Below are 23,133 nucleotides of genomic sequence, written 5' to 3'. Positions count from 1 at the left end.
TTGTTTAAAAGCAATGGAGGAAAAAATATGAAAGTTTTAATTGCAGATGACGAACAAGATATGTTAAGAATTTTAAAAGCTTATTTTGAAAAAGAAGGCTTCGAAGTTTTATTAGCGAAAGACGGAGAGGAAGCACTTCAAATGTTTTATGATGAAAAAATTGATTTAGCAATTTTGGATTGGATGATGCCGAAACATAGTGGTATTACTGTCTGTCAGGAAATAAAAAAGAATTCAAGCGTAAAAGTATTAATGCTTACGGCGAAAAGTGAAAGTGAAGATGAATTAGCTGCGCTTCAAAGCGGGGCAGATGAGTACGTGAAAAAACCATTTCATCCAGGAGTACTAATTACGCGAGCGAAAAAACTTATTCAGCATGATGATATTATTCAAGTACAAGATGTAAAGATAAATTTCGCCAAAAATAAAGTATATAAAAATGATATAGAGTTAGAAATTACAAAAACAGAGCTCGAATTAATAAAGTGCTTTTTAAATCATAAAGGAACGATTTTAACTCGTAAAAAATTGCTAGATATTGTATGGGGATTTGACTATTTTGGAGAAGAGAGAACGGTTGATACACATGTAAGAAGGCTGCGTAAAAAAATTGGAGAAAATATTATTAAGACGCATCGCGGGCTGGGCTATAGTTTGGAGAAACAAAGTGAATAAACTTGGGAAAAAGTTATTTTTAAGTATTTCTGCAACTGTTATTCTCATCTTTATGATTTCATTATTATTCATTAACAATCTCTTACCGAACTATAATATTTATAAAACACGTGAAAACTTAAATAAATTTACAACACAAATACAAAATACAACAGTGGAAAATATAGAGGATGTTATTCATACAATTGAAAGTGAAAATAACGTTACAATTGCGTATACGCCAATTAATCAGTCAGAAGATGCTATGAACGACGCGTTACGCATGCAACTTACGAAAAAGAAAGTGACGTTAAATAAGCTTTGGATTACAAAAGACGAAGTCATGAAAGTGAAGACGGAAGGGCAATCGAATAAACTGTACGATCAAGGAAAGGTAAAAGCGAGTTTTTTTGCTAAATATATTGCGAAAGATGATACGATAATTTTAATTGGGACTTCCATTGCGAATTCAAATGAAATTATAAATACGTTAAATACATTTTACTTATACATCGTATGTTTCTCGCTCCTTCTTATTATTTTACTTGTGTGGATACTTTCAAAAATAATAACGACGCCACTGAAAGAGCTAAGTGATGTGGCTCAGGATATTTCACATTTGCAGTTTAAAAAAACGAATGTAAAAACGAATGATGAAATAGGAGAGTTGGCCAATAGTATTAATATCATGAGCGAAAAACTACATGAAGCACATCAAGATTTAACTAATCGTAATGAACATTTAAAACGATTTATGGGTGATGTGACGCATGAATTAAAGACACCGATCGCATTAGTAAAAGCATACTCTATGGGGATTAAAGATGGATTAGATGATGGGACTTACGTAGATACAATTATTAAACAAACAGATCAAATATCAAACTTAATTGAAGAACTATTACGATTTTCTAAACTAGAAAGAGATATTTTACAAAAAGAAGAATTTCCTATTGAACCATTGGTCCAGAGTATATTAGATAAGCACCAGATTGAACTGGATTCGAAAGAAATTAACTTGCAAGTAAACTGTAATACGAGCGATACAATCGTTTATGCAGATTTAAATAAAATGAGAATGGTGTTTCAAAATTTAATTTCTAATGCAATAAAATATTCAGCAAATCAAAACATAATAATTACTTTAGAAGATAGAAATAAAAGTATATATTTTCAAATAAAAAATGGCATTCATACGGATAAAATTAAAGATATCGAGAAAATTTGGGAGCCTTTTTACGTACTAGAATTTTCTCGTAGTAAAGAAAAATCAGGTACAGGATTAGGACTAGCGATAGTGAAAAGTATTTTAGAAAGACATGGTTTTGAATATGGAGTTTCCTCTATAGATGGAGAAATTCAATTTTATATAAATGTGAAAAAGGACTAATGAAAATTTTAGTCCTTTTTGCAGCTTTAGAGGTTAGCGATATAGGATGAATCACTATAATTTTCAAAATTGATGTATTAAATGGAGAATTAGCAAATGTTCTACTTTCATTAAATTCACGTGAAGTTCACAGGGAAACGTTATATTTACATAGTTACATTTGAATTTAATGAAGTGAGGTATTCGGAGTTGAAAAGAAAGAAATTAGTAATTGGTAGCATTTTAATGGGGATGACGTTATCTTTATCTGCATGTGGTTCATCAGATAATATTGTAACTACAAAATCAGGAAGCATTTCAGAAAGTGATTTTAACAAAAAATTAAAAGAAAACTATGGTAAACAGAATTTATCTGAAATGGTAGTAGAGAAAGTATTAAATGATAAATATAAAGTTACGGATGAAGAGGTAACGAAACAACTGAAAGAATTAAAAGACAAGATGGGCGATAATTTTAATACATATATGGAATCTAATGGTGTGAAAAATGAAGATCAGTTGAAAGAGAAATTAAAGCTTACTTTCGCTTTTGAAAAAGCTATTAAAGCAACCGTAACGGAAAAAGATATTAAAGATCACTATAAGCCAAAGCTTCAAGTTAGCCATATTTTAGTGAAAGATGAAAAGACAGCAAAAGAAATTAAAGAAAAATTAAATAGTGGCGAAGATTTCGCAGCATTGGCTAAACAATATTCAGAGGATCCAGGTTCTAAAGAAAAGGGTGGAGAACTATCTGAATTTGGACCAGGTATGATGGTGAAAGAATTTGAGGATGCTGCATATAAGTTAGAAGTTGGTCAATTGAGTGAACCTGTTAAATCTTCTTTCGGATATCATATTATTAAGTTAACGGATAAAAAAGAGCTTAAACCGTATGAGGAAGAGAAAGAGAATATTCGTAAAGAATTAGAACAGCAACGTATACAAGATCCTCAATTCCATCAACAAGTTACTAGAGATCTGCTTAAAAATGCAGATATAAAGGTATCTGATAAAGACTTGAAAGATACCTTTAAAGAGTTAGAAAAATAATAAATGGAATGTAAGACAATCGATAGAAATATCGGTTGTCTTTTTCTCTATTTTTCCGGCTATTTGCCGGGCAGTAAGACCCCCAACTCAAAATTCAGCGGAAGCAACGAAGTTAGGTGGGGCCCTGCTGCGCGTAAACGCCCGATTGGTGAGGGCTGATTAAATTTTTACTGTATAAAGAAGCTGAGAGTGGGAAAATACTTTCACACCTGCATTAAATTTTATTTAACAAGAAATCTATGAGTTTCTCAACTATTATATAAAAATAAAACTGAATTTTCAGTTATTTTGTTATATAGTTAAAGAGAACGAATAAGGGGAGGGAACATTTTGAGTAAAAAGAAAATGGCAATTACACTGTCAGCAATGCTATCTGCAACAATTATACCTAGCTTTACTATGGATGTGCATGCAGAGAAGAAGGAATTGACTAAAAATACGAAAATTGAATTAGAAAATGGGATGACAAAACCGATTTATTCACTCGATGAAGCCATTATCGAAAATTTATATGTAGAGACAGAAGTTGATAGTGATCGCGACGGTAAGAAAGACAGAGTATCGATAAAAGTTATGCGTCCAAAGACAGATCCGAATGTGAAGGTTCCTGTTATTTATGAAATGAGTCCATATCGATCTGGATTAAAAGATGTTCCTGTATATAATGTAGATGAAGAATTGTATGCGTATGAAGGAAAACCGTATGGAGCGGTTAATCTTGGTTCGTATGGGAACTATTACGTGCCAAGAGGTTATGCAGTTATTCTAGGCGAAAGTATCGGTACTGGAAAATCAGATGGATGCCCTACAACTGGAGATGAACAAGAAATACTCGGTACAAAGTCTGTTATTGATTGGGTAAACGGTCGCGCGAAAGCATTTACAGAACAGGGTGAGGAAGTTCAGGCAAATTGGTCTACAGGAAATGTAGGTATGACTGGAGTTTCTTATAATGGTACACTACCAAATGCTGTTGCGACTACTGGTGTTGAAGGTTTAAAAACAATTATTCCAATCGCAGCAATTAGTAGTTGGTATGATTATTATCGTGCAAATGGTGCAGTAATTGCGCCAGGCGGATATCAAGGAGAAGATACAGATAATATGGCAGAAGCAGTACTGACAAGGGAAAATCCTGAAGTTTGCGGACAAGTTATAAAAGAGTTAACGGCTGGACAAGACCGAAAAACAGGTAATTATAATGATTTTTGGGATAAACGTAACTATGTAAAAGATGCTAAAAATGTAAAAGCAAGTGTATTTGTTGTTCATGGTTTAAACGATTGGAATGTTAAAACGAAACAGTTCGCACAATGGTGGGATGCTCTTGGAGAAAATCATGTACCTCGTAAAATGTGGCTACATCAAGGTGGACACGGTGGGACATCAAGTAATAACTGGCAGCAAACACAAAATAAATGGTTAGATTATTGGTTGTATGGAATTGAAAATGGAATTATGGATGAACCAATGGTTGATGTGCAAAGAGAAAATAAATCGTGGCAAAAGATAAAAAATTGGCCAGATCCAGCGGCTGTACCTTCAAAAATCCGTATGTATTTAAGTAATAAATCAGTCAATTTGCCACTAAGTATGGGATCGGTTAATAAAGTTTTCTCATTCTTAGATGATGCGCAAATGAAATCAAATCAATTAGTAGCAAACCCAGAATTAGAAGTAGCCAATCGATTAGTATATACAATGCCTGTACTTCAAAAAGATACACGCATAAGTGGTACACCAAAGATTTCAATTACAGGAAATATTGATCGATCTGTATCAAATTTAACAGCATTACTTGTTGACTATGGAGGAACGAAGCCGGAAATCGTAACGAGGGGCTGGATGGATCCACAAAACTTAAATAATATAGAAGATTCAACAGCGATTCAACCGGGCAAAGATTATACTTTTACATGGGACATGCAGCCAGATGATTATGTCTTTAAAGCTGGACATCAAATAGGGGTCGTTTTAATTGCTAGCGACTATGATTATACAATTAGACCGAAAGCGGGCACGAAACTTACAGTGAAATTAAGTGAAGTGACATTGCCGATTGTGAAATAAATATTTTTTCAAAAGAGCTTACTAAAGTAAGCTTTTTGTTTTATAGTCTGAATTTTTAATTTTATATTCCAAATTGGAAGGTTATGTAATACAATATCATTATATTCTATGGAAAGTGAGTGATATAATATGACAGTCAGCTCTTTCGAAATCTCATTAAAATTAGAGGTACGAGAAGATTAGTTGAATTGGAATCTTCCGTACGTAAAAACGGAGGAGAAAATAAATGTTTAGTTTTTATAGTACACTTTGTACGGAACTGTATGATTACACAAAACCAGTCGGTTATTCTTTAAATGGTGATATTGAGTATTACAAAGAACGTTTAAAAGATTGTAGAGGTAGAATTCTCGAAGCTGCAGTAGGTTCAGGGCGTGTCATCATTCCGCTTCTAGAGGCCGGTTTTAAAGTGGATGGGATAGATTATTCACCTGAAATGCTTGATTCTTGCCGTAAGCGGTGTAAAGAGAGAGGCTTACATCCTAATTTGTATGAAGGAAGCTTGCAACAATTTTCAATTCCGCATAAATATGAGGCAATTATCATTCCTACTGGATCTTTTTGTTTAATTGAAAATCGTGTGGATTCTATAAACGCATTGAAATGTTTTTATGAACATCTTAATCCAGGCGGACGATTAATCGTAGATATTATGCTTCCGCATGACTGGAAGACTGGGGAAATTCATACATCGACTTTTTCTTTGCCGAGCGGAGACGGAATCACATTAGAAAATAAATCAATTGAAATAGATTGGCTGAACCAAGTTACTGTATCATATTTGAAATATGAAAAGTGGAGTAAAGGACATCTAGTACAAACAGAGTTACAACGTTTTGCGCTGCGCTGGTATGGAATAGTAGAGTTTAAACTCCTTTTAGAAAGTATAGGTTTCTCTAACATTACTTGCTCTGCTGAATATGTTTATGAAAAAGAACCGTCAAATGCAAATCAAATGATTACTTTTGAAGCTCTGCGAAACGAAAAATAGAGAACTATCTATGTAAACAAGGCAGTCAATACAAAATCGACTGTCTTGTTTCCATTGTCCAAGCATTCTCCTACTAACTACATATACTATTTATGTTAAAATCAGTCACTATTTTAAACAGGACTGCTATTTTAATATATATAACTATTCAGGGAAGAGGGGAGAATAAATTTGGAAAACGAAGAACAAGGTAGAATTGAAAATCAAGTGTATTCAAATCGTGTAGTAAGATCAGAATTTGATGCGAATTGGGAAACTTGTATATCAAAGAGTGGTTATGTAATTTATGTAGCAACAAGTAATAATGCTGAAGTAATAGTACTTCTTGCAGATGGTTCAAGTAAATTATTAATTTTCGAAAAAGGCGGTAAAGTGGTAGTAGGTGGCGGTGGAACAAGTCATTACAGTAAGCCACATATTGCAAGAAATATTTAAGGTAAAACATGTTAATTGAGAAGAAGCTGGAAGACGGTTAGTCATTCATTTTTAGAGAATGACTAACCGTCTTTAAATGTAGTTTTTGAAGAATTATATAACCAATATAAAAAGCATTTCCTATTTCGGGAAATGCTTTTTATATGTTATAGTATAATAGTGTTTTAAAACAATGTTATTTTAATATATTTCAAATTTTGTTATGTATTATTTTTATATTAAATCAGCACATAAAGTATTTTTTTATATAAGGAGTAGTAATTAGAGAAATGAAAAATATAGACTTTATACTAGAAAGTGATGAGGCATTAAAACCGTCTGAACGATTAGTACTATTATTATTAGAGAAGCATAGAATGTTATATACAAACGATCTATTGGCATTATCAAATTTATCATATAAAACATTAACAGATTCATTAACGGCGCTTGTTTTAAAATCGTATGTGTTAAAGGAAACAGGTAAGGGAAGAAGACAGAATTGCTATAGATTAGTATGATAAGGCAGCTGTTTTAGAGATTTTTACATATGTTTTTTCAATCGTAAGGCGAAAATAAGTTTTTTGTTTTCAAACGAAAAGCTCACTATAAGAGGGACAAAGATAGTGGCGTTTCATTTTTGTAAACGTAATTATTTCGTCATTGAAAATACAAAAATAAAATAAAACCGCATAAAACAGAAATAAAAAAACAATCCATTTTTAAAATGGATTGTTTTTTTATTGGAATAATATTATTTCATATGTTGAAAGCATGAATAGCAGAATAAACATTACCTGTTTTAGTTTATGCAACTGAACGAATATGATGAAAACTATGTGTATAGTTTTTTTAATTGCTTTTTTCAGTAACTCTAATGAAATCATAGTCTTTATTGTTTAAAGGTATTATTTTTAACATTATTGCTATTCAACATTAGTACAAAAGTGATTTATAATATTATTATGTAAACTTAAGTTTTTAAAAGGAAAATGTAATAATTAATAGAACATGTAGAAGGGGATGCTTAAATATTTTGAAGGATAGGAGATTATTATGGAGCATTTACAATCAATAGCACAAGCTGTTTTAAGTGGTCATAAGGAAAAAGTAGTGGAGTTTATAAAGGCGAGTCCAAGTATTGTTAACGAATGTAGTGAAGATGGATGGACACCACTTCATTTAGCAGCTTATTTTGGACAGAAAGAAATAGCGAGTTTTCTTTTAGAAAGCGGTGCAGATATACATAGTAGAGCGAAAAACGAAAATGAAAATACGCCTTTGCAAGCAGCAATTGCGAACAAGCAAAGTGAACTTGTTGCTTTCTTAATTGAAAAAGGATCAGATGTAAATATTATGCAAAGTGGTGGCTGGACAGGACTTCACGAAGCGGCATTATTAGGAAATGAAGAAATAATTATGTTACTCCTTAAAAATGGAGCTAATAAGATGATAAAGAAAAATGATGGGAAAACAGCGTATGATATTGCATTAGAAAAAGGATATGATCATCTATTACATCATTTGAAACAGGAAGTGAACTTATGATGAATAAATGGAGTGTTGGTATATTTTTATTTAATGAAGTAGAAGTGTTAGACTTTGCAGGGCCATTTGAAGTTTTTTCTGTAACTGAGGTGAATGAAGAAAAACCATTTACTGTTTATACAGTTAGCGAGAATGGGGAAATGATTACAGCAAGGAACGGATTGAAGGTACAGCCAGATTATAGTATTGAAAATTTACCACCAGTGGATATTTTAATAATTCCGGGTGGGCTAGGTGCTAGAGAATATGAAATAAAAAATGAAATAGTAATAAAATGGATTCGCCAACAAATGAAAGAAGTAACGCTGATGACTTCAGTTTGTACAGGAGCGCTATTACTGGCGAAAGCAGGTTTACTGGAAGGTTTAAAAGCAACAACACATTGGGCTAGTATTGAAAAGTTTCAAAATGAGTTTCAAAATGTTGAAGTTATAGAAAATGTAAAGTTTGTAGATGAAGGACATATTATAACATCTGCTGGAATTTCAGCTGGAATTAATATGGCATTTCATATTGTGAAAAACTTGTTAGGTATGCATGTTGCGGAGGACACAGCGAAGCGAATGGAGTATGATATTAGTTTGCCAAATTAAAAAGCCCGAATTGGGCTTTTTATATTGAATGAATATAGTTAAGCTCTTCATCACTCAAAATAGGGCGAACAGATGCATTTGCATTTTCTTGTGCTTGCATTCCGGTTTTGGCACCAGGAATTACAACACTTACTGCCGGATGAGAGAGTACATAGCGAAGTGCAAGTTGCCCTAGGGTCTGATTTTTATTTGAGAGCAACCGAAGTTTCTCTACGGTTTGTAAGTCTTCTTGAAACCAAGTTTCATTTGGCCAATCTTTGCGTAAATCTCCATCTGGAAAAATTGTTTTATTTGTGAATTTTCCAGTTAAAATGCCCATTTTTAATGGACCACGAATAATAGCTCCTAGATTTTCCTCTTGTAAGAATGGTAAAATATCTTTTTCAGGTTTTCGATTTAATATATTGTAATCAAGTTGTACGATATCAATTTCGTGGTTGTTATTGAAATGATGAATGTATTGTAAATCATGAGTCGAAACACCGACTGCCCTTACTTTTCCATCACGTTTTAATATGTCAAATGCACGTAGAAATGCTTCTGTTTCTCTACGATTATGCCACCAAATATGACAAAAATAAAGATCAATATAATCTGTTTGAAGACGTTGTAAACTTGTTTCAAATACGGCGATGATTTTTTCGGGAGTATCATATACAGGAACTCCATTAGGGTCGTAGTGGTGTCCGATTAAACCACCTTTCGTTGATAGGATAATATCATTACGATGTCCTTTAATCGCGGTGGCCACCAACTTTTCACTATGTCCTAAACCATACACATCCGCAGTATCAATAAAATTCACACCACACTCAATTGCTTTTTTTATAGCAGTTATAGATTGTTTATCGTTAACAGGTCCCCATTCATCACCACCGATTGCCCATGCCCCAAAACCTATTTCAGAAACAGTTATTCCAGTTTTACCTAATGTGCGGTAATGCATATTTCCCCTCCTTGTAAGCATGTTATAACATGGATATGTGGGGTAAGAATTTTTTGTGTGAAAAAATTCTTCTACAATAGTAGAAAAAGAATTACAGAAACTACTATTTTATAGCAGCATGTATAAAAAAAAACGGTGTAAATGTAGAAATGTCGTCGAATGCTATCTTTAATTGGTAAATTTATGGGATATTTTTGTGAAGGAGTTTATTTTATAAGAATAGAATTTAGTTTAGTAAGAAAATGTGCCGATGGTAGTGAAAAATATGGGTTAGGGGGATTTGAATGAGGAAACTCAAACGAGTAAATGTTCCTAATATACCAGAACAATCATCACAACCTAGTGACAAGCGTAAGATAAATAAAAAGAAGTTAAGGCGTCTTATTTTAATGGTCCTTTTTATTGCGGCAACTACTCTGTACGTTCAATATATTTTAACGAAACAACAAGAAGTAATTGATAAAAAGAAAGATACGATTACGGATCAAAAGAAACAATTAGTATCTTTAAAGAAAGATAAAGGTTCTTTAAAGACTAACATAGAAAATTTAACAGACGATGAAGAAGAAATTTTGAAGTTTGCGAGAAAAGAGTATCAATTTTCTAAGTCAAATGAAACTATATTTGTGATGCCAAAGTAATAAAAAAACAGTTAGCCATTGAACTGCACCTCCAATTGTTAGACACCGTCTAACAATTGGAGGTGCAGTTTTTTATGTATGAATGTCATGGTACAAGGAACAATCACATATTGTAAAAATGAAGAGTTTAAGCTATTTGCATAAATATGGAATATGCACTAAAATAAATGTTGTTAAAATTCTGTCAATTATATTATAATACAAGGTAAGCGGATACATTTTTTAATCAACGTTGAGTTCCTCGCTCATACGACTATTAAGAAACCCGTTATCCTCGTATAAGAAAGGAAGATAGCTGTGTACGCTTCAAATACAATTTATATCGTAGGGGATGCGAAAGCACCTCAAAATAATCCCATTACTGAAAAGTTTAAAAGCTATTTCGTAGCATTTGTACTTGTTAAGGATACAGGGGAAATTGTAGATGCAGACTGCTCAGCGACAATTGCATTAACATCTCAATTTGTTAAATATTTATTTCTACATAAAAATATAAATGACCCGGCGTTAGTAATGGAAGTAAAGAACCGATATTTCGGCTCTTCTCAAAAAGCGTTACTTGTAGCGCTAAAAGATGCACAGAAAAAATATAATCAGATTGCTGCTTTGTCTACTCAATCATAGACAAAATCCAGCCGTAAGAATCATTCTTATGGCTGGATTTTTTTATTTCACATTATCGTTCTACATCAAAAGTAAACGAAAACAAAGTAGAGTGATAGAAGAGTAAATGCCCAATGAGTTTACCTAATAATTCGTGGGTATAAATCTCCGGTGGATTAAGATTTCACTTCATTGGAGAACGAAAGGATGAACAAAATGAAAATTACAGATGTAAAAGTAAATCGTAGACGTGTAAAACTTCATACACCGTTTAAAACCGCGCTTCGTACTGTAACAGAAATTGAAAGTATAGATGTTTATATTCATACAGACGAAGGAGTGATTGGTAAGGGGGCTGCAGCCGCAACGCCAGTTATTACGGGTGATTTCACCAGTGGAATGGAAGATGCGATTTTAGGACCGATGCGTTCATGTTTAATTGGTCAAGATATCATTCAGTTTCAGCAGTTACTACAGCGCATTCAAATGAGTTGTATTGGAAATTCAAGTGCGAAAGCAGCGGTAGATATCGCTCTATATGATGTATATTGCCAATATCAAAATGTGCCGTTATATGCATTGTTAGGCGGGAAGAAAGAAATTTATACCGATATTACAGTGAGTGTGGATGAGCCTGTATTAATGGCAAAAGAAGCGAAGAAACATATAGAAAAAGGATTTCAAACATTAAAGATTAAAGTGGGTAAAGAGGCGCATTTAGATTTGGAACGTATTGAGGCAATTCGAAATGTAGTACCAAGAAATACGACATTACGTTTAGATGCGAATCAAGGTTGGAGTCCAAAAGAAGCGATCTCTATCATTCAAGAGATGGAAAATCGTAATTTAAATATAGAATTTATTGAACAACCAGTACACGCGAAAGATTGGGATGGGTTAAAGTACGTCAAAGATCGTGTGCAAACGCCAATTATGGCCGATGAAAGTATATTTTCAGCAAGTGATGCATTAAAGCTCGTTCAAGGAAGATACGCAGACTTAATTAATATTAAATTAATGAAATGTGGTGGCATACGTGAAGCATGGCGTATTGCAGATATCGCAGAAACGGCTGGTGTGAAGTGTATGGTGGGAAGTATGATGGAATCTTCACTTTCCGTTAGCGCTGTTGCACATTTAGCGGCAGCACATCCTAATATACATTATTTTGATCTTGATGCACCGCTTTGGTTAATGGAAGAGCCAGAAGGAATGACTTATTCTGGATCAAAGGTAAACCTTCAATCGACAGTGAATAGTAAGTCTTAGGAGAAGAGACTAGTAAACTATTTTTTTAAGGGGGATATATATGAAAAAAGTAGGAACTGCATTTTTAACAACTTTATTTATATTTTCATCGTTTACATCGGCAAATGCTGAAGAAAAGAAGGATAATAAAGCATTTATAGATGTATCTGCTGCAACGTTATGGACAGCACCTGATTCATTAAGGTCAATCGATACACCGAGTGCAACAAATCCAGTGGATCTATGGAAATGGACGAAATCAATGACACTTGACGAGAAACTATGGTTAACAAATGCAAATAAATTAGAAACACAAGCGTTACTCGGTCAAGAAGTAACCGTTATTGATAAGAAAGGCGAGTGGGTGAAGGTATTAGTGCATGGACAGCCAACACCACGAAATGAAGAAGGTTATCCGGGCTGGATGCCTGAAAAGCAATTAACATATAATCAAGAATTTGCAGATAAAACAAATGAACCTTTTGTGTTAATAACAAAGCCAACAGCGATTTTATATATAAATCCTTCTGAAAAACATAAATCACTTGAAGTCAGTTATAATACAAGACTGCCGCTATTAAGTGAAGACACAATGTCATACCGTGTATTGTTGCCAAATGGTCAGAAAGCATGGCTACGAAAAAATGATGGAACAGTTTACCGTTCTCAAACTGATATTCCAAAACCGACAGCTGATGATTTAATTAACACAGGGAAAATGTTTTTAGGTTTACCGTATATATGGGCTGGTACAAGTGGTTTTGGATTTGATTGCTCTGGCTTCACACATACGATCTATAAATCGCACGGCATTACAATTCCGCGAGATTCTGGACCGCAATCAAGAGCAGGAATTGCAGTTGATAAAGAAAACTTACAAAAGGGAGATTTAATCTTCTTTGCACATGATCAAGGGAAAGGTAGTGTCCATCACGTTGCAATGTATATTGGTGATGGCAATATGATTCACTCACCAAGAGCTGAAAGGTCGGTAGAGATTATACCACTAAATACACCAGGATATATAGAAGAATACGCTGGTGCTCGTCGTTACTTACCTTAAAAATAGAGGGGGTTTTTAAATGAAAAAAGTTGTTCGTTACTCATTAGTTAGTACTCTATTAGTTTCTTCATTTTTAGTTGGCTGCGCAAAAGAAAAAACTACAACAAAGCCGAAAGATGAAAAGAAAGTATTACAGTTACTAGAAACGGGTGAAATTCCGTCGTTAAACTCAGGGAAAGTCACAGATGCAGTCTCGTTTAACGTTTTGAATAACGTAATGGAAGGACTATTCCGTCTATCGAAAAATGATGAAGTAATTGAGGCAGGCGCACAAAAATATGAAGTGAGTAAAGATGGAAAGACATATACATTTCATTTGCGTGATGCGAAATGGTCAAACGGAGATCCAGTAACCGCTCATGATTACGTATACGCTTGGAAGCAATTGATTAATCCAGATACCGCTTCTCAATATGCATACATTGCGTACGATGTGAAAAACGCTGAGAAGATAAATAAAAAACAACTAGGTCTAGATGAATTAGGAGTAAAAGCGAAGGATGATAAAACATTCGTTGTAGAGCTAGAACATCCTGTACCGTATTTTACGAAATTATTAATTTTACCATCCTTCTATCCAATTAATGAAAAATATGCGAAAGAGCAAGGTGATAAATATGGATTAGAAGCAAATAAAGCGGTATATAATGGACCGTTTACATTATCAGAGTGGAAGCATGAAGCTAGCTTTACAATGAAGAAAAACGATAAGTATTGGGATAAAAAAGAAGTGAAGTTAGATGAAGTAAACTATCAAATTGTAAAAGAAATTTCAACTGCGGTAAATTTATATGAAACAGATAAAGTTGATAGAGCTGTTATTTCTACAGAATTCGTAGATAAATATAAAAATAATAAAGAGCTAAAACAATACACAGATCCAGTTATGTACTTCTTCCGATTTAATGAAAATGTACCGATTCTTAAAAATAAAAATGCAAGGCTTGCGCTAAGTACAGTTTTTGATAAGAAAGGACTCGCAGATTCATTTTTAAATGATGGTTCGGTTGCTGCAAATTATTACGTACCAAAAGGATTCTTAAAAGGCCCAGATAAGAAAGATTTTAGAAGTACGGCTGGTGAGTTTAATAAGACGAATGTAAAACAGGCGAAGGAATATTGGGAGAAAGCAAAACAAGAGACAGGTACAAATGAAGTGACGTTAGAACTATTAAATTATGACTTAGAAAACTTTAAAAAAGTCGGAGAGTACATTAAAGAGCAGCTTGAGAAAAATTTACCTGGATTAAAAGTGAATGTGAAATTACAGCCACATACGCAAAAATTAGCACTTGAGAAGAAGAAAGAATATGAAATGTCGTTATCACGCTGGTTACCGGATTATCCAGATCCAATGACTTACTTAGAAGTATTCCTTTCTGGAAGCAGTGTTAATAATACAGAATATGCAAACCCAGAATATGATGCGTTAATTAAGAAGATTAAAACAGAATTAGGTAATGATGAAAAGGCTCGCTGGAAAGCAATGCAAGATGCTGAAAAAATGCTACTTGATGATGCAGTAATTGCGCCGGTATTCCAGCGTGGATTATCTTACTTACAAAAACCATATGTGAAAGATTTATATGTACATCAATTTGGTCCATCTACAAGTTTAAAATGGGCAGATGTACAAAAATAAAAGAATGGGGAAACAGACTTCACGTGTGTGATAGTCTGTTTTTTGTACAGTTCCGAATGAAATATAGACATTTCATATGTTTTTTCACGACTTAAAAATAAAATTATTACTAAAATTCCAGTGTGAAATTTATGTAGAATCTTGTATAATTAACGTGTTTCTATGGAAACATTTTCTGGCGCTATTTATATAGGGCTTAATAGAACAAGGAAGGAAATACATACATGTATATAATAGATAAATAGAATGGAACATGTATAGAGAAAAAGGAGAGAAAAGATGACGTGTCAAAAACAAGGGTTACAAGTTAATAACGATAGAAAGAGGGACAGAAGATGAAAATGAAGCATGCTTTTGGTCCTATAATTTTAGCGTGTGTGCTGTTTTTCATTATCATTCTAATCCCATCGAAAAGTTTGGTATCGCTTATTAGTGATAAGAAGGTAGAAGATGCGGCAACTTCTTTACAAAAAGAGAAATTACAAAGTGCTTTCTTACAGCAAAAAATGTTAGATAATTCACAGTATTTACCGATGTACGGTTCATCAGAATTTTTACGAATGGATGCATATCATCCGTCTAATTATTTCAAAGTAAATCCAGCTGGTTTTACACCGTTTTTAATTGGAACTGGCGGTACACAAAGTTTAGCTCATATTTTAAATATGACATCTACTATGGATGAATTAGAAGGTAAAAAAGTAGTCTTTGTTCTTTCACCACAATGGTTTACAAAGACTGGTGTTTCACAAGGGGATTTCACTAATAATTTCTCCAAACAACAAGCATATCATTTTATTTTTAATGATGAGATAAATCCAGAAATGAAGAAGCAAATCGCGAAACGGCTATTAGATTATAAAGTTGTTCAAGAAGATGATATATTAAAAAATTCATTAGAAGGTATTGTATATAATGATACGAAACATAACATAAAAGCAGGTTTAGTTAAACCACTTGCTTATATGTATCGAAATATTTTAGATCATAGAGATTTATTTAACTCTTTATTTAAAATCGAACCGATGAAAGAGAAAACCAATAGCGGGCTTCGTTCAATTTCTTGGGAAGACGCACGTAAACACGCAGAACAAGAAGGGAAAGCTGAGTCTACTACAAATACATTCGGAATTGAAAATCCGTATTATCATAAGAATAATCTGAAGAAAAAACTAAAAGGTTTAAAAAACTTTAGAGCAAATGAAACATATGATGAATCACCAGAATATGATGATTTACAAATTATTTTAGATTTATTTAAAGAGAAAAATGTCAAACCACTCTTTATTTCTGTACCTGTAAATGGGCCTTGGTATGATTATACTGGCTTCCCGAAAGAACGCCGTGAAGTGTATTATAATAAAGTTCGAGAACAGGTTGAGAAAGCAGGATATCCAGTAGTTGATTTCTCTGGTCATGAATATGATAAGTATTTCTTAAAAGATACGATTCATTTAGGCTGGAAAGGTTGGATTTATTTTGATGAAGCAGTGCAGAAATTTTATTCTGAGAAATAAAGTATAGAAATCGGAATGGCTATGAGCCGTTCCGATTTTTTTAGTATAGAGGATTTTGGTGAGGACAATTTGGGAATGCATGTATATCTTGAACCTGTCTATAATCATAATGTTTCATTGCGAACTGGGCTTGATAAAGGTATTCATACACATATAATTGCCCATCATGCGCTGAACATAATACACCTGAAGTTCCTTGCCCATTTATGAAGGAAATACCGATAGGGCGTCCGATTAAGTATGGTATTTTTTGCTGCCAATGCATAGGGGAATCACTCCTTTTTGAGATAATATACGAAAGGAATGATCGAATGGTTGCTTATCCATGTAAATGTAGATGGAAAGGTGTTATATAATTCCTGGAGATTAATTCATATATAAATAGAAAACCGCTATAATTCCGAATGAATTTATAGCGGTTTTTATTATATTCTTAAGCAAGATTTTTGCGCTTTTTTGTCCATTTTTTTATAACGAAGTATAAAAGTATAAGTACGACGCCACCAATTGCAAATGATTTCACATACGGACCAGCAATATCGTTTATATTCTCCCAGTTTTCGCCTAGTTTTTCACCTAGATAAATGAAAATGATGGACCAAGGGATGATTGCGAGTGCTGTTAATGTAGTGAAACGTAGTAAAGGCATTTTTGTAATACCAGCAGGAATTGAAATCGCATGACGCACTACTGGAATGAAGCGTGCTGTAAAAATGACGCCAGTTCCGTAACGATTAAACCAATCTTCTGCAGCATCTATTTGTTTTTTATGTATGAAAATATATTTTCCATAACGTTCTAATATAGGTCGTCCGCCGTATCGTCCAAGCCAATAAATAAAGATTTGGGCAATAACACCGCCAATTGTACCGAATACAACAGCACCTATAAATGAGATACTTCCATTGAATACTAAGTATCCTGCATAAGCAAGGACAATTTCACTTGGGATAATCTCAATCATAAGTCCAAGCATAATGCCCCAATAACCTAATCCTTCAAAAAACGTTAATACTGAATGAATAAAACTACTTAACATTGTTGCACCTTCTAGTTTATGAATTTTTGAGTATAAGAACCATTTATTTAATGACATAAAAGGTTCACTATATGTAGATTATACCTTATTTACATAGGGGATTGCTATTTCAATTCTTTTATGTCTCTTATAAGTATTATAGTAAAGGATATAAGCCGCGTTTTCATGAAGGGTTAATGAAAAGATTATTAAAAATTTCTCATAAAAAAATAGAAGCATTTCTGCTCCTATTTTTTAAGGCTTCACATCTAAGTTCTGTAAAAATAAAGTTGCTGTTACGTAACGCTTTGCTAACATTTGTACATAAGCGGTATGTACAGAAAGGGTCGCAATAATAATAGCGTTACGAATTGCTTCGCGTTGTTCGTTATTAATTTGATCGAACTTGCTTGCGATTTTATCAGCTTTTTCTTTTACGATGTTTTCAATTGTATGAACGGTATCTGTTGCATTTAATTGTAAGCAATTCCCTTGATTGAGTTCTTCAAATAGAGAAGAGTATGCTACATATAAATGAACAGGATTGATTAAATCATCACTTCGATCGGCTGGGTCATTTACAATAAGGCGTAATAGCTTACGAATGGATTCAAAATCAAGTGCTGTTTTTAAATCTTCGACAATAAATAGTAAGGCTGCTTGTTCAATTGAATATTTTTTCCCTTTTTGAGGAGAGCCAATCATTTCTTTTATATCTCGTTTCACCCAGTTTTGCATAGCAGTTACAGAGAAACTTGTGTTTTCAATCTGATTGCCAAGCGCAACTATTTCATTTAAAGAAAAACCGACATCAGTATCGTCAATTTTAATCAGCTTTTCAAAAATAGGTGAAAGTGCGGTAGTAATAAAAGCTGTAACGCTTTGTCCGCTTTCAATATCTTTTTTATGTGACTTTGCCCAAGCTTCTTGTAAAATACCGAGAGGCTTTTTCGTATTCCATCCTCTTAGTGATAGAAGAAGGGTAGCCATTTCGTTTCGTGTGAGATGAAATGTTTCCATCTTTTCACCTCCAAAATAATAAAAAGTTCTTATGAACTTATAATATGTTTTGTTTCATTTAAAGTCAATTCTGTTTTGCTTAAATTTTCCTTTGTCACCAAACTGTCGGAAGTAAATAATACTTGCATATTTCGACAAAAGTTCATATAATAAGTTCATAAGAACCTTTAAAATGTTCTTAAAAACAAATCTATCATTCTGAATTTACTAGAAAGATAGATTTCACATATATCTATATAAAAGGAGAATGGATATAATATGTTGAAAAAACTTGTAGCAGTAATGACAGCATTTATGGTTATCTTTGGGGCTAGCAGCTTTATGTTCGTAGATCATGCGGCAGCGAAAAGTTACAAATCTGGTAAAAAATCATTTACACCAAGTTCAGGTCAAAAGTCAAAAGTTGATTTAAACAAAAAAGACTCAAATGTAAATTCTCAAAAAACGACTCCAGATTCAAAAACGAAAGCAACAAACACAGCACCAAAAAGTAATAAAGGAAGCTTTATGAAAGGTTTATTACTAGGTGGTCTTGGTGGTTTACTAATGGGTAGCTTATTTGCAAATATGGGAGCTCTTGGTTCTGTATTAGCGTTTATGGTAAATATGTTAGTAATGGCTGGTATCGTAATGTTAGCAGTTCGTGCATTTAAATACTTCAAAGACCAACGTAAAAAGAAGGCAGATGAAGTAGCATGGAAACAATAAAAATTTCTGAACAAGAATTAATAAATGCGCTTTGCGTATATATAGCTGAAAAAAGACAAGTGGGTCCAGAAGAAGTGTTAGTTGAACTCATGTATGACGATGACTACGGTTTCTCTGCGGAAGTAGAGGTAAATGGTCGCCAGCAAATTTTAATTCAAGCAAACTTAATCGAAGCATTACGCTTATTGCTTGACAGAGAATATAATGTCAATTCATTCGCAGCGAGATTACAACTTGAATTAGATGATGAAGAAGGTATTTACGCATTAGCGAGATTTAATAACTCAGATGAGTAGAGAAAAGAGCTGTTGAGAATAATCTCAGCAGCTCTTTTTAGTATGTGCATATGTAGAAGAATAATCACGCCAAATTTCATTCATCTTTCGTCTACCGATATCTACCATCGGATTAAACTGAATTGCAGCTTTCTGACGAACAAAGTGAACGTTTTGAATGGCGTGAGATAAATGTTGGTCGACTATATCACGTTTTTTACTTGCATATTTAGCAATAGATAGACCTGCAACAGTTCCTTGCGCCATCGCAATTTTTCCGCTTTCAATGCCTGTAATATTGCCAGCTACAAATAAACCAGGAAGAGGGGTTTCCATTGTTTCGGAATGGAGAGGAACGTGTCCGCCTAATTCTGAAATGTAATGGAAGGGACAACCAGCTACAGCTGCAAGTTCGGCAAGTGGGTATAATCCCCCAGCAATACAAACAAAATCTGCTTCATATATTTTCTCTGATCCATTAATAACATTTCCTTTAGAGTCAATATTAGCAATACGTACACCTTCAACTTGATCCGTTCCGATAATTTCAAGAGCTGCTTTCCGAAGGTGAAGTGGCGTTCCGTTTATTTTCATTCCGCTGTTTGGATAGAATGTTAATCCAGCTTTTCGAATCCAATCATATTTCATAAAGTGGCTACCTATTCGTAAAATAGCAGAAGGAGCGAGATGTGCTGCATTTAAAAGAGAGTTTAAAACTTCTTCAGGTTCACCAGCTTTTTGACTTAACTCGCTTTTTTCAGGGAGTACAATATGATCTACTTTAATTCCTGCTAATTGCAGTTCACTTAAAATGGCGAAAGACAAAATGTTAGCACCAATAATGATTCCTTTTTTTCCAACTTGCACGCGATGAACATTTGTCATAACTTGAGCTGCTCCAATTGACATCACTCCTGGAAGTGTCCAGCCTGGAAGGGGAATAGAATATTCCGCAGCACCAGTAGCAAGTAGTACGAACGGTGCTTCTAACGTACCGATATTAGTATGTACAAACCAATTGTTTTCATCTTTATCTAAATTATAGACCGAAACACCGCACCTGATATGTACTGAAAGTGATTCTGCTTCTTCATGAAGTCGCTTCGATTCTTCTATTCCGTTCCACCATTCTCCAGTAGGCTCTTGATGCAACTGTCCTAACAATCTCCCGCCCGGCTTCATAAATTCATCAATAACGAGCACTTTTAGTCCGAAACGAGCACAAGAGATAGAAGCAGATAATCCCGCTGGTCCTGCACCAATGATAATTACATCACTCATCGTTTTTTCACCATCTCTCTCACGATATTCGGATGCTGTTTCCCGCTTTCAACAACCATGTTTTCTTCTACAACAGTTAAGCATGCGCGTACATTTGTTTGATTATTTACTGTCACGCGGCATTCAGAACAGTGCCCAATATTACAATAAATACCTCGCGGTGTCCCGCTATCTTCATGAACTCTTAATGTCCGTATTTCATTTGCTAACAGGGCAGCAGCTATCGTTTCATGTTCATATGCTTCGTATTGATGACCGTTAAATTGAAAAGTAATACGCTCACTACTTTGTAAAGTCCCTAAAATAGGGTGATGTGTAATTCTACTCATTTACTTTCACCTACCGATCCAAAAGTAACTGCACGTATTGGTGGTTGATATTTTAACGGTAGTTCATTAAGAGTTACGTCAGGATTCGCATTTTCAATCATTCGATCTATCATTATTCTGCATGTACGACCACCGCAAAATCCCATGCCAGCACGTGTTCTTAGTTTTAATTCTCTTGCCGAGCAGTTATATTCAGCAATTGTCGATTGAAGTTGTCCGTATGTAACCTCTTCACAACGACAAACGATTAAGTTGTTTTTATTTGTCATGTGTATTCCTCCTCTAGTTCGGTTTGCACAAATTATATATGCAAAAATCATGCCAATATAGAGGAAGGAGAGAGAGCTACCTGTAAACGCCTAATCGGTGCATACTGCTTCTTTATTGAAGTCCAAGTTTTTTTAAACGGTTATATAAAGTAGCCCTTGTTACGCCAAGTTGTTTTGCACATTCTAATTTATTCCCATTTAAAATTCGTAAAGCCCTTTCAATAACTTTTTTCTCATGCTCATCCATCTCTTCTTGTAAAGAAAGGATTGTATTATTGTTGCTGAGTAATAGGGAATGAGCTGTATGGTTGTCTAAAGTTTCAGTCGTATGAAATGGTAAATATTCTTGTTTTATAATTCCGTCTGTTGCGAATACCACAAGTCGTTCAACAACGTTTCGAAGTTCGCGAATATTACCTGGCCAATTGTAATGAAGCAGTTCATGCATAATGCTTGAAGGTAGGTCACGAATTGGTCGGTTATAGTTGATCGAAAAATCGTTTAAGAATGAGTATGTGAGTTCGATAATATCCTCTCGTCTTTCACGCAGCGGTGGAATATGCAGGCTAACTACATTTAAACGATAATATAAATCTTCTCGGAAAGTTCCTTTTCTCATTTCTTCTTGTAAATCCCGATTTGTAGCAGCGATAATGCGGAAATCAATATTAATTTCTTTTTCTCCGCCAACTCGGTAATACTTTCGTTCTTGTAGTACACGTAACAGTTTTACTTGCATATCGAGCGGCATTTCGCCAATCTCATCGAGGAATAAAGTACCGCCTTGTGCGAGTTCAATTTTACCTTTTTTCCCTTTACTATTAGCTCCAGAAAACGCCCCACGCTCGTAACCGAATAATTCACTTTCAAATAACGCTTCTGGAATTGCCCCGCAGTTAATCGAAATAAAAGGCGCCTTCGCTGCTTCACTTGCTTCATGAATTGCTTTCGCAAATACTTCTTTTCCAACTCCGCTTTCCCCAAGTATTAAAACAGTTGATTTCACCGAACAAACTTTTCTAGCTAATTGTATCGTTCTTTGTATAACAGGACTTTTTCCATTCATCGCAAGGAAAGGATCAGATTCATCTTTATACTTTGCCACTTCTTGTTCTAAACGGTGCATTTCATGTGACATATTAAATAGTTTTTCATTTAAAGCGACTTGATTTGTAACATCTGTTTCTGAAACGACTGCTCCTATAATTTCATCATTACAATAAACTGGATTTGAATTAATTAATACGAATAAATCGGGACGAGGCTGATGGAACTGAGCGACTATACTTTTTCCATCATGTAAAGATTGTAAAATTTCCAAGTCTTTATAATCAAAAAAACGAGTAATCGGTTGCCCAATAATCTCATTATGGTTGACTGAAAATATTTTTTCAGCACCATCTGTCCAAGTTCGAACGCATTCTTTACTATCAATGACTGTAACAGAAGAGTCAGTTGTTTGTATTACGGTGTCATAAAATGACTGTAGTTCATTGTAGGACTTATAAAGAAATGGAATCATTTGCTGAGAAGTTATACAGAATATCGGCTCATCGTTTTCGTTAAGGATGATAACAGCTAATTCATAAGAAAAAGCGTCAATTAATGCAGTGAATGAGTCATCTACATAAATAATGGCGCAATTATATTCTTCTGTAGTAGAAGGGAGATAATAAAACCTTTCGTTTACTTGCTTAATGTGATTAAGGCTACATGTATGATCGATTAAAATATTTTCCAAAAACTCTTGTATAGTCGGAAATGAAAATGCCATAATATCCTCCCGTTATGTATAAAAATTTTGACAGTGATAAAAAAATAATACACCTATTTACTATAAATTTGAATTATTTTTACAAATAAAAATATTGTTTATGGAAA

Annotated in this window: 25 protein-coding genes; 17 read left to right on the top strand and 8 right to left on the bottom strand. The window is 34.0% G+C overall.

The window, feature by feature from the left end:
* Positions 1–27: 27 nt before the first annotated feature.
* The 9 genes from ACW0JX_RS14020 to ACW0JX_RS13980 all read left to right on the top strand — a co-directional run bounded on the left by ACW0JX_RS14020 (position 28) and on the right by ACW0JX_RS13980 (position 8,692).
* Positions 28–675 carry a response regulator transcription factor gene (locus ACW0JX_RS14020; RefSeq protein ID WP_459244851.1) on the top strand — a complete coding sequence of 216 codons (648 nt, stop codon included), beginning with the start codon at positions 28–30 and terminating at the stop codon, positions 673–675.
* Positions 668–2,044: a HAMP domain-containing sensor histidine kinase gene (locus ACW0JX_RS14015; protein WP_098976116.1), complete on the top strand. Its 1,377-nt coding sequence runs from the start codon at positions 668–670 to the stop codon at positions 2,042–2,044. The genes ACW0JX_RS14020 and ACW0JX_RS14015 overlap by 8 nt, the downstream gene beginning before the upstream one ends.
* A 189-nt stretch (positions 2,045–2,233) precedes the next feature.
* Positions 2,234–3,076, top strand: a complete 843-nt coding sequence (locus ACW0JX_RS14010) for a peptidylprolyl isomerase PrsA (RefSeq protein ID WP_001987511.1) — start codon at positions 2,234–2,236, stop codon at positions 3,074–3,076.
* Between the two features lie 330 nt (positions 3,077–3,406).
* Positions 3,407–5,146, top strand: a complete 1,740-nt coding sequence (locus tag ACW0JX_RS14005; protein ID WP_459244850.1) for a Xaa-Pro dipeptidyl-peptidase — start codon at positions 3,407–3,409, stop codon at positions 5,144–5,146.
* Positions 5,147–5,372: 226 nt separating this feature from the next.
* Positions 5,373–6,137: a methyltransferase domain-containing protein gene (locus tag ACW0JX_RS14000; protein ID WP_168410540.1), complete on the top strand. Its 765-nt coding sequence runs from the start codon at positions 5,373–5,375 to the stop codon at positions 6,135–6,137.
* A gap of 171 nt (positions 6,138–6,308) precedes the next feature.
* A complete protein-coding gene (locus ACW0JX_RS13995) occupies positions 6,309–6,572 on the top strand; it encodes a hypothetical protein (protein WP_069355771.1) in 264 nt (87 codons plus the stop codon).
* Positions 6,573–6,841: 269 nt separating this feature from the next.
* On the top strand, positions 6,842–7,072 hold the full coding sequence (locus ACW0JX_RS13990; protein ID WP_000789031.1) for a hypothetical protein: 231 nt from the start codon (positions 6,842–6,844) through the stop codon (positions 7,070–7,072).
* Positions 7,073–7,607: 535 nt separating this feature from the next.
* Entirely contained in the window at positions 7,608–8,099 is a 492-nt protein-coding gene (locus ACW0JX_RS13985) for an ankyrin repeat domain-containing protein (protein WP_065484052.1), read from the top strand.
* The gene (locus ACW0JX_RS13980; RefSeq protein WP_095690710.1) at positions 8,096–8,692 is read left to right on the top strand and encodes a DJ-1/PfpI family protein; all 597 of its coding nucleotides are present in this window, start codon (positions 8,096–8,098) and stop codon (positions 8,690–8,692) included. The genes ACW0JX_RS13985 and ACW0JX_RS13980 overlap by 4 nt, the downstream gene beginning before the upstream one ends.
* 19 nt (positions 8,693–8,711) lie before the next feature.
* Here ACW0JX_RS13980 and ACW0JX_RS13975 read toward each other — a convergent pair whose 3' ends face one another.
* Entirely contained in the window at positions 8,712–9,638 is a 927-nt protein-coding gene (locus ACW0JX_RS13975; protein WP_459244849.1) for an aldo/keto reductase, read from the bottom strand.
* Between the two features lie 284 nt (positions 9,639–9,922).
* Here ACW0JX_RS13975 and ACW0JX_RS13970 point away from each other — a divergent pair, with 284 nt between their 5' ends.
* The 6 genes from ACW0JX_RS13970 to dltD all read left to right on the top strand — a co-directional run bounded on the left by ACW0JX_RS13970 (position 9,923) and on the right by dltD (position 16,352).
* Positions 9,923–10,279 (top strand): FtsB family cell division protein, encoded by a 357-nt coding sequence (locus ACW0JX_RS13970; protein WP_001228739.1) that lies wholly within the window; start codon positions 9,923–9,925, stop codon positions 10,277–10,279.
* A 297-nt stretch (positions 10,280–10,576) separates the two neighbouring features.
* Entirely contained in the window at positions 10,577–10,903 is a 327-nt protein-coding gene (locus ACW0JX_RS13965) for a DUF3870 domain-containing protein (RefSeq protein ID WP_000271314.1), read from the top strand.
* 186 nt (positions 10,904–11,089) lie between these two features.
* Positions 11,090–12,151, top strand: coding sequence for a dipeptide epimerase (locus ACW0JX_RS13960; RefSeq protein ID WP_120460708.1), 1,062 nt, complete (start codon positions 11,090–11,092; stop codon positions 12,149–12,151).
* 40 nt (positions 12,152–12,191) lie between these two features.
* Entirely contained in the window at positions 12,192–13,193 is a 1,002-nt protein-coding gene (locus ACW0JX_RS13955; RefSeq protein WP_078993775.1) for a C40 family peptidase, read from the top strand.
* Between the two features lie 19 nt (positions 13,194–13,212).
* A complete protein-coding gene (locus ACW0JX_RS13950) occupies positions 13,213–14,835 on the top strand; it encodes a peptide ABC transporter substrate-binding protein (RefSeq protein WP_095690712.1) in 1,623 nt (540 codons plus the stop codon).
* A 335-nt stretch (positions 14,836–15,170) separates the two neighbouring features.
* A complete protein-coding gene (dltD, locus tag ACW0JX_RS13945) occupies positions 15,171–16,352 on the top strand; it encodes a D-alanyl-lipoteichoic acid biosynthesis protein DltD (RefSeq protein WP_098127586.1) in 1,182 nt (393 codons plus the stop codon).
* Between the two features lie 40 nt (positions 16,353–16,392).
* On the opposite strand, the gene ACW0JX_RS13940 is transcribed toward dltD, so the two are convergent.
* From ACW0JX_RS13940 to ACW0JX_RS13930, 3 genes are all read right to left on the bottom strand, one after another.
* Complete coding sequence (locus tag ACW0JX_RS13940; protein WP_000558692.1) at positions 16,393–16,617, bottom strand: hypothetical protein; 225 nt, start codon at positions 16,615–16,617, stop codon at positions 16,393–16,395.
* 168 nt (positions 16,618–16,785) lie between these two features.
* Entirely contained in the window at positions 16,786–17,391 is a 606-nt protein-coding gene (gene uptA, locus ACW0JX_RS13935) for an undecaprenyl phosphate transporter UptA (RefSeq protein ID WP_000952913.1), read from the bottom strand.
* A 234-nt stretch (positions 17,392–17,625) separates the two neighbouring features.
* A complete protein-coding gene (locus ACW0JX_RS13930) occupies positions 17,626–18,390 on the bottom strand; it encodes a DUF1836 domain-containing protein (protein ID WP_000447231.1) in 765 nt (254 codons plus the stop codon).
* A 258-nt stretch (positions 18,391–18,648) separates the two neighbouring features.
* Here ACW0JX_RS13930 and ACW0JX_RS13925 point away from each other — a divergent pair, with 258 nt between their 5' ends.
* Both ACW0JX_RS13925 and ACW0JX_RS13920 read left to right on the top strand, forming a co-directional pair.
* Entirely contained in the window at positions 18,649–19,098 is a 450-nt protein-coding gene (locus ACW0JX_RS13925) for a hypothetical protein (protein WP_000914478.1), read from the top strand.
* Positions 19,086–19,394, top strand: coding sequence for a YxcD family protein (locus ACW0JX_RS13920; RefSeq protein WP_000447762.1), 309 nt, complete (start codon positions 19,086–19,088; stop codon positions 19,392–19,394). Before ACW0JX_RS13925 ends, ACW0JX_RS13920 begins: the two co-directional genes overlap by 13 nt.
* A 24-nt stretch (positions 19,395–19,418) precedes the next feature.
* Here ACW0JX_RS13920 and ACW0JX_RS13915 read toward each other — a convergent pair whose 3' ends face one another.
* The 4 genes from ACW0JX_RS13915 to ACW0JX_RS13900 form a co-directional block, all read right to left on the bottom strand.
* On the bottom strand, positions 19,419–20,654 hold the full coding sequence (locus tag ACW0JX_RS13915; protein WP_459244848.1) for an NAD(P)/FAD-dependent oxidoreductase: 1,236 nt from the start codon (positions 20,652–20,654) through the stop codon (positions 19,419–19,421).
* Complete coding sequence (locus ACW0JX_RS13910) at positions 20,651–20,983, bottom strand: (2Fe-2S)-binding protein (RefSeq protein WP_000087063.1); 333 nt, start codon at positions 20,981–20,983, stop codon at positions 20,651–20,653. The genes ACW0JX_RS13915 and ACW0JX_RS13910 overlap by 4 nt, the downstream gene beginning before the upstream one ends.
* Positions 20,980–21,252 carry a (2Fe-2S)-binding protein gene (locus ACW0JX_RS13905; RefSeq protein ID WP_000182619.1) on the bottom strand — a complete coding sequence of 91 codons (273 nt, stop codon included), beginning with the start codon at positions 21,250–21,252 and terminating at the stop codon, positions 20,980–20,982. The genes ACW0JX_RS13910 and ACW0JX_RS13905 overlap by 4 nt, the downstream gene beginning before the upstream one ends.
* Positions 21,253–21,364: 112 nt before the next feature.
* Positions 21,365–23,026: a sigma-54 interaction domain-containing protein gene (locus ACW0JX_RS13900; RefSeq protein WP_459244847.1), complete on the bottom strand. Its 1,662-nt coding sequence runs from the start codon at positions 23,024–23,026 to the stop codon at positions 21,365–21,367.
* Positions 23,027–23,133: the final 107 nt, after the last annotated feature.

Source organism: Bacillus sp. C-3-6, assembly GCF_054509685.1.
This window is presented reverse-complemented; position numbering and strand designations above follow the sequence as displayed.